The 10667-nt window shown below is 68.4% G+C and carries 11 protein-coding genes; 6 read left to right on the top strand and 5 right to left on the bottom strand.

All coding sequences use genetic code 11. The features are described from left to right. Window positions 1-303 precede the first annotated feature (303 nt). Both GD1_RS02565 and GD1_RS02560 read left to right on the top strand, forming a co-directional pair. Window positions 304-1230, top strand: coding sequence for a LysR family transcriptional regulator (locus tag GD1_RS02565; RefSeq protein WP_244882477.1), 927 nt, complete (start codon window positions 304-306; stop codon window positions 1228-1230). A 41-nt stretch (window positions 1231-1271) separates the two neighbouring features. After that, window positions 1272-1676, top strand: a complete 405-nt coding sequence (locus tag GD1_RS02560) for a nuclear transport factor 2 family protein (RefSeq protein ID WP_059035435.1) — start codon at window positions 1272-1274, stop codon at window positions 1674-1676. Window positions 1677-1742: 66 nt separating this feature from the next. On the opposite strand, the gene GD1_RS02555 is transcribed toward GD1_RS02560, so the two are convergent. After that, window positions 1743-2318 (bottom strand): PadR family transcriptional regulator, encoded by a 576-nt coding sequence (locus tag GD1_RS02555; protein ID WP_059035431.1) that lies wholly within the window; start codon window positions 2316-2318, stop codon window positions 1743-1745. Window positions 2319-2499: 181 nt separating this feature from the next. On the opposite strand from GD1_RS02555, the gene GD1_RS02550 reads away from it, so the two are divergent. After that, window positions 2500-3534, top strand: coding sequence for an LLM class F420-dependent oxidoreductase (locus GD1_RS02550; RefSeq protein WP_053776787.1), 1035 nt, complete (start codon window positions 2500-2502; stop codon window positions 3532-3534). Between the two features lie 73 nt (window positions 3535-3607). Beyond that, window positions 3608-4123: an FKBP-type peptidyl-prolyl cis-trans isomerase gene (locus tag GD1_RS02545; RefSeq protein ID WP_083533804.1), complete on the top strand. Its 516-nt coding sequence runs from the start codon at window positions 3608-3610 to the stop codon at window positions 4121-4123. A 24-nt stretch (window positions 4124-4147) separates the two neighbouring features. Here GD1_RS02545 and GD1_RS02540 read toward each other — a convergent pair whose 3' ends face one another. The 4 genes from GD1_RS02540 to GD1_RS02525 form a co-directional block, all read right to left on the bottom strand. Further along, on the bottom strand, window positions 4148-6541 hold the full coding sequence (locus GD1_RS02540; RefSeq protein WP_059035429.1) for an ATP-binding cassette domain-containing protein: 2394 nt from the start codon (window positions 6539-6541) through the stop codon (window positions 4148-4150). A gap of 75 nt (window positions 6542-6616) precedes the next feature. Beyond that, window positions 6617-7027: a VOC family protein gene (locus GD1_RS02535; RefSeq protein WP_053776832.1), complete on the bottom strand. Its 411-nt coding sequence runs from the start codon at window positions 7025-7027 to the stop codon at window positions 6617-6619. 10 nt (window positions 7028-7037) lie between these two features. Further along, entirely contained in the window at window positions 7038-7481 is a 444-nt protein-coding gene (locus tag GD1_RS02530) for a helix-turn-helix transcriptional regulator (protein ID WP_053776831.1), read from the bottom strand. An 81-nt stretch (window positions 7482-7562) separates the two neighbouring features. Beyond that, a complete protein-coding gene (locus GD1_RS02525; RefSeq protein WP_020790423.1) occupies window positions 7563-8021 on the bottom strand; it encodes a MaoC/PaaZ C-terminal domain-containing protein in 459 nt (152 codons plus the stop codon). Between the two features lie 161 nt (window positions 8022-8182). Here GD1_RS02525 and GD1_RS02520 point away from each other — a divergent pair, with 161 nt between their 5' ends. Together GD1_RS02520 and GD1_RS02515 are read left to right on the top strand one after the other, a co-directional pair. Then, the gene (locus GD1_RS02520) at window positions 8183-8890 is read left to right on the top strand and encodes an acetoacetate decarboxylase family protein (protein WP_020790425.1); all 708 of its coding nucleotides are present in this window, start codon (window positions 8183-8185) and stop codon (window positions 8888-8890) included. A gap of 179 nt (window positions 8891-9069) precedes the next feature. Further along, window positions 9070-10542, top strand: coding sequence for a class I adenylate-forming enzyme family protein (locus GD1_RS02515; protein WP_373855219.1), 1473 nt, complete (start codon window positions 9070-9072; stop codon window positions 10540-10542). The last annotated feature ends 125 nt before the right edge of the window (window positions 10543-10667 follow it).

Here is a 10667-nt window from a genome sequence, read left to right as displayed (position 1 = left end):
CCCACGCAACCACCCCGGAGGCACTCACCACCCGACGGAGACTGCGGAGATTTCGACACGGGTCCTCGCGATGCTCGGTCCCGGCTCAATCAGCAGAGAAACCCCCTCGCTCAATCAGCCACCGGCCGTTGATCGTAAAGCCGATGAGGAGCACAGCGACGAGGCGTGTCGAAACCTGCGATGCTCGCTCCCGGCTCAATCAGCAGAGAAGCCCCTCGTTCAATCAGCCACCGGCAACCGATGAGGACGGCCCCGCAACGGTGTCCGGAGGCTCGGTCGCGCAGGTGGCATACGCTGAGCACCGTGGATCTACTCCATCTCCGATACTTCGTCGCCGTGGCCGAGGAACGAAGTTTCAGCCGGGCCGCGGCGCGCCTGCACATGGCGGCGTCACCGCTGAGCCAGCGGATCAACGATCTGGAACGGGAGTTCGGGGCGGAACTGTTCATCCGAGCCCACCGCCGGATCGACCTCACCGATGCCGGCCGCGTCCTGCTGCCGCGCGCGGTCGACATCCTGGAACGGGTGGACGGGCTGGCCGCGGTGGTGTCGGCAGCAACCGAACAGGCGGCACGCCAAGCCGTCATCGGTATCGCCCCGGAGGTGACCCCCACCGTTCGGGATCGTCTACTCGACGCGTTGGCCGAGTCGTATCCAGGCATCCGGCCCCGGCTCGTCCCGGCGAGCACCGCCCCCCTGCTCCGTGACCTCCGTGCCGGTGAGATCGACCTCGCCCTCGTCCACGGACCCGCGGGCGGCGAAGGCCTCGGCAGCGTGATGCTCGAACGACAGCCCGTCGGCGCCGCGGTGGCATCCAGCCTCGTCGCGGGATCGCCCGAGTCGATCTCGCTCGCCGACCTCGCCGACATCCCGTTCGCCTCGATCAACCACGACGCCGCACCCGAGATCTATCGCAATCTCGACGCGCTCCTCGAACGTAACGGCGTGCACAAACGGATCACGTTGAGCGACGGCAACTTCGCTGGACTCGCCCACCTGGTTGCGACGGGACAGGCGTTCGCGCTCGTAGCACTCGGCGAGGGTGTGGTGGGCAGGATGTTCCAGGGTGAGCCGGTTCAGGTGATCCCCTTGGAGAAGACCCGCGCTCACATCAGCACGGTGGCGGTCTGGCGAGAACGTCGGGCCGACACCGATCCCCTCGTCGCCGATCTCGTCGACGCGGTCTGCGGAGGCGTCGCGGCCCTGGACACGGGACCCCGGCAACCCTAGTGTGAGTGCCAGTACTCAAATCCATGACCAAAGGGGATCTGATGCGTGCATTCCGTGAGGCCGTCGAGAAGGGTGATGCGGCGGCGATGGCCGACCTGCTCGCCGACAACGTCGTGTTCACCAGCCCGGTGGCGATGCGCCCGTACGAGGGCAAGCCCATGACCGCGGCGATCCTGCGCGGCGTGCTGCGGGTGTTCACCGACTTCCACTACATCCGCGAGATCGCCGACCCGGGCGGACGTGACCACGCCCTGGTGTTCGAGGCGAAGGTCGGCGACAGATCTGTGACCGGCTGCGACTTCCTGCACCTCGACGACAAGGGCCGGATCGACGACTTCATGGTGATGGTGCGACCGCTGTCGGGGGCCACTGCGCTGGCGACGGCGATGGGCGCACAATTCGAGCAGATCAAGGCCGAGGTGGCCGCCGAGCTCGGCGTCGAGTAGCCGCAGTCGCATCCCCGGTGTGCGACAAACCCGACGACGTCGGCAGGGTCGGTCGGGGTGACAGGCTCAGTCGGGGGCGGTCGACCCGCCCCCACGAGCGGTGAGGACATCTGCGGTACGGCGGCACCACGCGGCGTTCTCCCGCTCGTAGGCGATCCCCCGCAAACCGGTCAGATACGGCCCGATCCGCGGACTCTCGGCGAGGAACCGGTCCTCGGACATGTCGCCGCGCAACTTGGCGAGCAGACCCTCGATGAACTCGGCCTTGACCAGCGACTGCTGCGACCGTGACCGGAGATCGTCGATCAGTGCGGGGACCTCCCCGATGTCACAGGCGCGTACCTTGACCAGCAGGTCGTCACGCATGAACGTCGGGCGGGACGTGGTGTCGACGAAGCGCTCGAGCACCTCACGGCCGGTGTCGGTGAGCGTGTACACACGCTTGTTGGGACGGCGCACCTGGACCACCTCGCGGCCGCTGATCAGTCCTTCGGCCTCGAGTCGGATGAGCTCGGCGTACAGCTGCTGCGGGGTGGCATACCAGTAGCTGGCGACGGCGACGTCGAAGGTCTTGGCGAGCCGGTAGCCCGACGCGCCGGCATCGTCGAGCAACTCGGCCAGGATGGCGTGCCGCAAGGCCATCGGGTCCCCTTTCGCGCAGCGGTCACGGTCGATTCCATCCTAGCCGCTCACATACTCATGAATTTGAGTATGTCTGGGGTTGTGACCGATGCACTCACCGGATAGGTTCGGATACCAGGACACGTGCCGGGGATCTCGGCACCCACGATCTCACCCCACCCCGTCGACGAAGGGACGTTCAGTGAAACTCGGTCTGCAACTGGGATATTGGGGCGCCGGCCCCAATCCGGCACATCGTGAGCTGGTGGCGGCCGCGGAGGCGAGCGGATTCGACAGCGTCTTCACCGCGGAGGCATGGGGTTCGGATGCCTACACCCCGCTCGCGTGGTGGGGTTCCGCCACCGAACGCGTCCGGCTCGGCACGTCGGTGTTGCAGCTGTCGGCGCGTACGCCCACCGCCTGCGCCATGGCGGCGATGACCCTCGATCATCTGTCCGGCGGACGCCACATCGTCGGGCTCGGCGTCTCCGGCCCGCAGGTCGTCGAGGGCTGGTACGGACAGAAGTTCCCGAAACCCCTTGCGCGCACCCGTGAATACATCGACATCATGCGGCAGGTGTGGGCACGTGAGGCGCCGGTCACCAGTGCGGGCCCGCACTATCCGTTGCCCTATGAGGGACCCGGCAGCACCGGCCTGGGCAAACCGCTCAAGGCCATCACCCACCCGCTGCGTTCGGACATCCCGGTGATGCTGGGTGCCGAGGGCCCCAAGAACATCGCGCTCGCCGCCGAGATCGCCGACGGCTGGCTGCCGCTGTTCTACACCCCGCGTCTGGCCGACACCTACAACGAGTGGCTCGACGAGGGATTCGCCAAGCCCGGTGCCCGTCGCAGCCGCGAGGACTTCGAGATCTGCGCGACCGCCCAGATCGTCATCACCGACGACCGCGACGCCAGCTATGCGGCGATCAAGCCGTTCCTCGCGCTGTACATGGGCGGAATGGGCAGCGAGGACACCAACTTCCACGCCGAGGTCTACCGCCGGATGGGCTACTCGGAGGTGGTCGACGACGTGACCAAACTGTTCCGGTCCGGCCGTAAGGACGAGGCCGCCTCGATCATCCCCGACGAGGTGGTCGACGACTCGGCGATCGTGGGCGACCTCGACCACGTCCGCGAGCAGATCGGCGTCTGGGAGCGGGCCGGGGTGTCGACCATGCTCGTGTCACCGGGCAGTGTCGCCGAGGTCGAGCAGCTGGCCGCCCTCGTGTCGTGACCCCTCACCGCAGAACCACCTGAGCGCAGAACCACCGAGGAGGGACCGGGGGCGCGTCGGCTAGCGTGACCGCATGCGTCTGTACCGCGGCCTATGTGCTGCCTTCGCGTCCCTGTTCCTCGTCACCGTGGTCGCCGCGTGCGGTTCCGACGACACCCCGGCCGTCGACACATGGGAGTCGAAGGGCGCGACCGGCAGCATCTCGGTGACCCCGCCCAGCGGCGACACCGCACCCAAGATCTCGGTCAGCACGCCGTACTCGGTCACCGAGACCCAGGTGCACGTCCTCACCGAGGGAAGCGGTGCCGTCGTCGCCGACACCGCCGAGGTGCGTGTGAACTACCTCGGTGTCAACGGCCGCGATGGTCAGGAGTTCGACAGCAGTTACGGCCGCGGCACTCCCGCCGAGTTCCCGCTGAACGGCGTGATCCCCGGGTTCAGCAAGGCGATCGCCGGTCAGAAGGTCGGGTCCACGGTCGTGGTCTCGATCGCCCCGGCCGACGGCTACACCTCGGGGCAGCCGTCCGCGGGCATCCAGGCCGGCGACACCCTGGTCTTCGTCATCGAGATCCTCGACGTCGTCAGCTGATCGGCCCCGGTCGACCGGGCCCGATCAGCCGGTCACGTACTCGGCGAGGTGCCGACCGGTGAGTGTCCGCCGGTCGGCCACCAGCTCGGCGGGGGTGCCCTCGAAGACCACCTGGCCGCCGTCGTGGCCTGCCCCCGGGCCCAGATCGATGATCCAGTCGGCGTGGGCCATCACCGCCTGATGGTGTTCGATCACGATCACCGACCGGCCCTGCTCGACGAGATGGTCGAGCAGGGCCAGCAGCTGTTCGACATCGGCGAGATGAAGCCCGGTGGTGGGTTCGTCGAGGATGTAGATCTCGCCCTTCTCGCCCATCTCGACGGCGAGCTTCAAGCGTTGCCGCTCACCGCCGGAGAGCGTGGTCAGCGGCTGCCCGATGGTCAGATAGCCGAGCCCGACGTCGGCGAGCCGGCGCAGGATCTTGTGTGCCGCAGGCACCTTCGCGTCGCCGTCGGCGAAGAACTCCTCGGCCTGCGCCACCGACATGGTCAGCACCTCGTCGATGTTGCGGCCGCCGAAGGTGTACTCGAGCACCTCGGCCTGGAACCGCCTGCCCTCACAGACCTCGCACACCGACGACACCCCGCCCATCATCGCGAGGTCGGAGTACACCACCCCGGCACCCTTGCAGTTGGGGCAGGCCCCGGCCGAATTGGCGCTGAACAGAGCGGGTTTCACCCCGTTTGCCTTGGCGAAGGCCTTGCGGATGGGTTCGAGCAGCCCGGTGTAGGTCGCCGGATTACTGCGCCGCGAGCCCTTGATGGCGCCCTGGTCGATCGACACCACGCCGTCGCGGCCGGCCACCGACCCCGAGATCAGTGAGCTCTTGCCGGATCCGGCGACGCCGGTGAGGACCACGAGCACCCCGAGCGGGATGTCGACGTCGACATCCCGCAGGTTGTGGGTGTCGGCGCCCCGGACCTCCAGCGTCCCGGTGGGGGTGCGCACCTCGGCCTTCAGCGCGGCGCGATCGTCGAGGTGGCGGCCGGTGAGCGTGTCGGCACCACGCAGTTCGTCGACGCTCCCCTCGAACACGATCTGCCCGCCACCGGCTCCGGCGCCGGGACCGAGGTCGACGACGTGGTCGGCGATCACGATCGCCTCCGGCTTGTGCTCGACGACGAGGACGGTGTTGCCCTTGTCCCGCAACTGCAGGAGCAGGTCGTTCATGCGGGCGATGTCGTGCGGGTGCAGCCCGATGGTGGGTTCGTCGAAGACATAGGTGACATCGGTCAGCGACGATCCGAGGTGCCGGATCAGCTTGGTGCGCTGCGACTCCCCGCCCGACAGTGTTCCGGCCGGTCGCTCCAGCGACAGATACCCCAGCCCGATCTCGACGAATGCGTCGAGCAGTTCGCCCAGCGAGGTCAGCAGCGGCGCCACCGAGGCGTCGTCGAGCCCGTGGACCCAGTCGGCCAGATCGGTGATCTGCATGGCGCACACGTCGGCGATGCTCTTGCCCGCGATCTTCGACGACCGGGCGGTCTCCGACAGTCTCGTGCCGTCGCAGTCCGGACAGACGGTGAAGGTGATGGCGCGGTCGACGAAGGCGCGGATGTGCGGCTGCATCGCCTCGCGATCCTTCGACAGCATGGACTTCTGGATCTTGGGGATCAGCCCCTCATAGGTGACGTTGATGCCGTCGACCTGGATGCGGGTGGGCTCCTTGTAGAGCAGCGCGTCGAGCTGACGTCTGGTGAACTTGCTGATCGGCTTGGCCGGGTCGAAGAAGCCGCAACCCCGGAAGATCCGCCCGTACCAGCCGTCCATGCTGTATCCGGGGATGAGCAGCGCCCCCTCGTCGAGTGACTTCTCGGCGTCGTAGAGGGCGGTCAGGTCGAAGTCGGAGACGTCGCCGCGTCCCTCGCAGCGCGGGCACATGCCGCCGGTGACGGTGAACTCGCGGCGTTCCTTGACCTTTCGGCCGCCGCGCTCCACCTCGATCGCTCCGGCACCGCTCACCGAGGCGACATTGAACGAGAACGCCTGTGGCGAGCCGATGGCGGGGGTTCCCAGTCGGCTGAACAGGATTCGCAGCATGGCGTTGGCGTCGGTGGCGGTGCCGACGGTCGAGCGCGGGTTGGCGCCCATCCGTTCCTGGTCGACGATGATCGCGGTGGTCAGTCCCTCGAGGACGTCCACGTCGGGGCGGCCGAGACCGGGCATGAAGCCCTGGACGAAGGCACTGTAGGTCTCGTTGATCATCCGCTGCGACTCGGCGGCGATGGTGGCGAACACCAGTGAGCTCTTACCGGAACCGGATACCCCGGTGAACACGGTGAGACGACGTTTCGGGATCTCGACGTCGATGTTGCGCAGGTTGTTCTCGCGGGCGCCGTGCACCCGGATGGTGTCGTGGGTGTCGGCAGGATGAACGGCGGCAGGGCGTGGGCTGGACGGGGACGCGGTGCGGCTCAAGGGTTCTCCGGTTCGGGGATGGACGGGCGGCGGTGGGTGGGCGGTACTCGGGGGTGCTCGCCGGGCGGGCGCCGATCAGGCCTGGTTGATGCGGAGCAGATTGCCGGTGGGGTCGCGGAAGGCGCAGTCGCGCACGCCGTACGGCTGGTCCATCGGCTCCTGCACGACGTCGGCGCCGGCCGCCTGCAGCCGGTCGAACAGTCCTTGCAGGTCGTCGGTGGACAGCGTGAGCGCTGCGCCGTAGGTGCCCTTGGCGATGAGTTCGAGGATGGTCTCCCGTTCGGTGTCGGTGATACCGGGATCGACGGCCGGCGGGTGCAGGACGATCGAGGTCTGGGGCTGATCGGCGGGGCCGACGGTCAGCCACCGCATCCCCTCGTACCCGACGTCGTTGCGGACCTCGAATCCGAGGGTGTCCCGGTAGAAGCCGAGCGCGGCCTCGGGATCGGTCTGCGGTAGGAAGGTGTACTGGATCGTGATGGTCATGGCGTCCACGCTAACCGCCATGCGGGGCCCTCACTTCTCGATTCCTGACCGGTCGGGTCACCTGTTTGGCGATGCACGCCGGGATTCCCGCGGTGGCGTCGGCGGCTCGTGCCCGATACTCGCGCGGGGACATGCCGACCAGCTCGGTGAAGCGCGTGCTGAAGGTGCCCAGTGATGAACAGCCCACCTCGAAACACACGTCGGTGACGCTCAGGTCGCCGCGGCGCAGCAGTGTCATCGCGCGCTCGATCCGTCGTGTCATCAGATACGAGTAGGGCGATTCGCCGTAGGCCCGCTTGAACTCTCGGCTGAGATGTCCGGCCGACATGTGTGCACCCCGGGCCAGGGCCTCGACGTCGAGGGGGTGGGCGTACTCGCGGTCGATCCGGTCGCGGACCCGCCGCAGGCGCGTCAGGTCGCGCAGCCGCTGCTCGGAATCGGCCCGTGACGTCATGACCGCCATCGTGGCACAGGCCGCCGACAGCCCGACACCGCCGCGGCGGTCACCCGGCGCACGCCTCGGCCCCGGCGCAGGTCAGTCGGTGCCCGCCGGTCGAGTCCGGACATAGGCTTCGACGTCGGCGTGCATCACGTCGATGCCACGCTGGTTGCGCAGGTCGATCGCATAGGTGATCAGCGCGCGACCCCGACGCTCGTCCAGCTCGACGGCGTCGACCCGCAACGAGCCGGTGAGGGTGTCGTCGGGCCGCACGGGTGCGGTGAAGGTGATCTCCCGCAGCCGTCGTCCGGCGATCACACTCCACGAGTCGATCACCTGGGTCACCGACAGTCGCTGGGCAATCGCCAGGGTGTGGATCCCGCTCGCGATCAGACCGCGGAAGGCACCGGCCTCCGCGTCGGCCTTGTCGACGTGGAAGGACTGGGGATCCCAGGCGGAGGCGAACTCCACGAGCTCGGCCTCGCCGACGGTGTGCGGCCCCAGATCGTGGACCTCACCGACCCGAAGGTCGTCCGCATAGATGATCTCTCCCATCGTGGGCTCCTGTTCCGCGTGGCACGCGCTAGACTTCGGCGACTCGATGTAACGCCGTCCGCGGCGCCGTCGATGTCATAGTTGGCTCCGATCGAGATTGCCAGACCCCCGACCCGGCGATCTCGGTCGGAGTCCTTTTTCCGGGGGGAAGGACGACAGACATGGCACGCACCGAGGGTGCTGTCCGGCTCGATCGCGACTGGCACCAGGGTGCCGACGGTGTGCCCTATCCTCCCGAACCCTGGTATCTCGGTGGTGACCTGCTCGCCTCGGCGTTCGTCGTCCCGGTCACCGAACTCCCGGCAGGCACCCTCGATGTGGTCCCGGCCGGCTCCCGCCCGCTCACGATCGGCGGGAGCATCGTCGTGGTGGCGGCGTTCGTGCACTACACCGAAGGCGGAGTGTTGCAGTACGAGGAACTGCTCACGTCGTTCCCGGTGCTCTCGGCACGCCACGGGGCGCGGGTGAGCATCCCGCACATCTGGGTGACCAGCCCCCACTCCCGCACAGGCGGGCGTGAACTCTGGGGAATCCCGAAGCACCTCGCCGAGTTCGAGCGCAGCGTCGACGGCCGGACCGTGCGTACCGCGATGCGCATCGACGGTGCACCGGTGGCGTCCCTGACCGCCCGGCCCGGACGACGCATCCTGCCCGGAACCCGCCAGGTTCCCCTGCCCACCGCCCAGGTCCTCGACGGCGTGCGGTCGTTCTCCACCAACCGGATCGTCGGGCACCTGCGTACCCTGCGCGCCACCTGGGAGTTCGCCCCCGACGGCCCGCTCGGGTACCTCGCCGGTCGCCGCCGACTCGGTGATCTCGCGGCCACCGAGGCCGCCGTCCTCTTCGGCACCAAGGTCTCCCACGACTGAGATCCGGGCCGCCGAGCCGAGTCCGGCAGCGCGCCTACACCGCCGGCCCTAAGCCGGTGACCTCGGCGTTTGTCCTCCGGGGACAACGGCCTCGGGAAAGTCTGGCCCGCCGGGCCGTATCAGATCACACCTGCCCTCCATAGTGTCTGGGATCACACAGACCGAAAGGTACGCACGTGATCTCCCCCTCCTACTTCGCCTGGGACCTCACCGACCGAGGCTCGGCACCCTGCGTCCGCGACGACCGGATCGAGCTGTCCTACCGGGACTTCGCCGACCGCGTCGACGCCTGCGCCGAGCAGCTCGCCCAGCTCGGGATCGGTCGTGGCGACGTCGTGGCCACCTTCTTGCCCAACCGTGTCGAACTGCTGATCACCCTCATGGCGGCCTGGCGGCTGCGCGCGATCGCGACCCCGGTCAATCCGACCTTCACCGTCGACGAGGCCGAGTGCCAGCTGTCCGATGCCGGCGCCCGGGTGGTGATCGGCGCGAGCGCGGGCGGATCCGATCCGGACCGGATCCACCTGCACGTGGACGACCTCACCGAACGGCCCACCACCGGGTGGGCGGCGCCGGCAACCGGACCCGACGCCGACGACGATGCACTGCTGATCTACACCTCGGGCTCCACCGGGCGCCCCAAAGGCGTCCGGCTCACCCACGCCAACCTGCACTACATGGGCTCGACGATGGTGCGACTGCTCGACCTGGGCGCCGGCGATCACGCCCTGCTCGTCCTGCCGCTGTTCCACGTCAACGCGATCTGCGTCAGCGTGCTCGCACCGATCCTGGCGGGCGGTCAGATCACCGTGACCGGACACTTCTCGGTCTCCCGGTTCTTCGGTGACGTCGCACGACTGCGGCCGACCTACTTCTCCGCCGTCCCCACGATCTACGCCCTGCTCGTCGCGAATGCCGACGGTGACGACGTCACGCCGGATCTCACCTCGCTGCGGTTCGCCATCTGCGGCGCCGCGCCGATCTCGAAGGAGTTGCTCGGCCGCGTCGAGCGCACCTTCGCGATCCCGATCGTCGAGGGCTACGGCCTCACCGAGGGGACCTGCGCGTCGGCGTGCAACCCCGTGCGCGGACCACGCAAACCCGGCACCGTCGGACCCGCCCTGCCCGGACAGCGGATCCGCATCGTCGACCCGGACGGGCGCGACGTGTCGCCCGGCGGGATCGGTGAGGTCCTGATCGCCGGCCCCAACGTGATGCGCGGCTACCTCGACCGGCCGGAGGCGACGGCGGCGACCGTCGTCGACGGGTGGCTGCACACCGGCGACGTCGGACATCTCGACGCCGACGGTTACCTCACCCTGGTCGACCGGATCAAGGACATGATCATCCGCGGCGGAGAGAACCTGTACCCCAAGGAGATCGAGAACGCCCTGGCCACCCATCCGGCGGTCCTCGAATGTGCCGTCGTCGGTGCGCCCGACGACGTCTACGGCGAGGTGCCGGTGGCATTCGTCGTGACCTATCCCGACACCGCCGCCGACGCCGGGGCCCTCACCGCCCATCTGGAGCCGCTGCTCGCCAAGAGCAAGCGGCCCGGCCGGATTCACGTCGTCGCGGCGCTCCCGCGCAACCCCGTCGGCAAGATCGACAAACCGGGTCTGCGACGCGGTCTCCAGCCCTCCGGTTCCTGACCCAGGACCGCCACCGGGTCATCGCCAACCCTCACCTGATCTGCGCGACAACCGATGTCGTGCCGATGGCGCACGCCCATCTGTCGTTCACAGATACGCAATCTGTTCACAGAAACCCATCACCA

Origin of the sequence: Gordonia desulfuricans NBRC 100010 (assembly GCF_001485495.1) — a bacterium.
In the GTDB taxonomy this organism is placed as follows: Bacteria; Actinomycetota; Actinomycetes; order Mycobacteriales; family Mycobacteriaceae; genus Gordonia; species Gordonia desulfuricans.
This window is presented reverse-complemented; position numbering and strand designations above follow the sequence as displayed.

Bases quoted from the DNA above. Each gene is read 5' to 3' on its own strand.
- GD1_RS02560 (WP_059035435.1), top strand. From the start codon at position 1,272: ATGCGTGCATTCCGTGAGGCCGTCGAGAAGGGTGATGCGGCGGCGATG.
- GD1_RS02555 (WP_059035431.1), bottom strand. From the start codon at position 2,318: ATGGCCTTGCGGCACGCCATCCTGGCCGAGTTGCTCGACGATGCCGGC.
- GD1_RS02545 (WP_083533804.1), top strand. From the start codon at position 3,608: ATGCGTCTGTACCGCGGCCTATGTGCTGCCTTCGCGTCCCTGTTCCTC.
- GD1_RS02535 (WP_053776832.1), bottom strand. From the start codon at position 7,027: ATGACCATCACGATCCAGTACACCTTCCTACCGCAGACCGATCCCGAG.
- GD1_RS02530 (WP_053776831.1), bottom strand. From the start codon at position 7,481: ATGACGTCACGGGCCGATTCCGAGCAGCGGCTGCGCGACCTGACGCGC.
- GD1_RS02525 (WP_020790423.1), bottom strand. From the start codon at position 8,021: ATGGGAGAGATCATCTATGCGGACGACCTTCGGGTCGGTGAGGTCCAC.
- GD1_RS02520 (WP_020790425.1), top strand. From the start codon at position 8,183: ATGGCACGCACCGAGGGTGCTGTCCGGCTCGATCGCGACTGGCACCAG.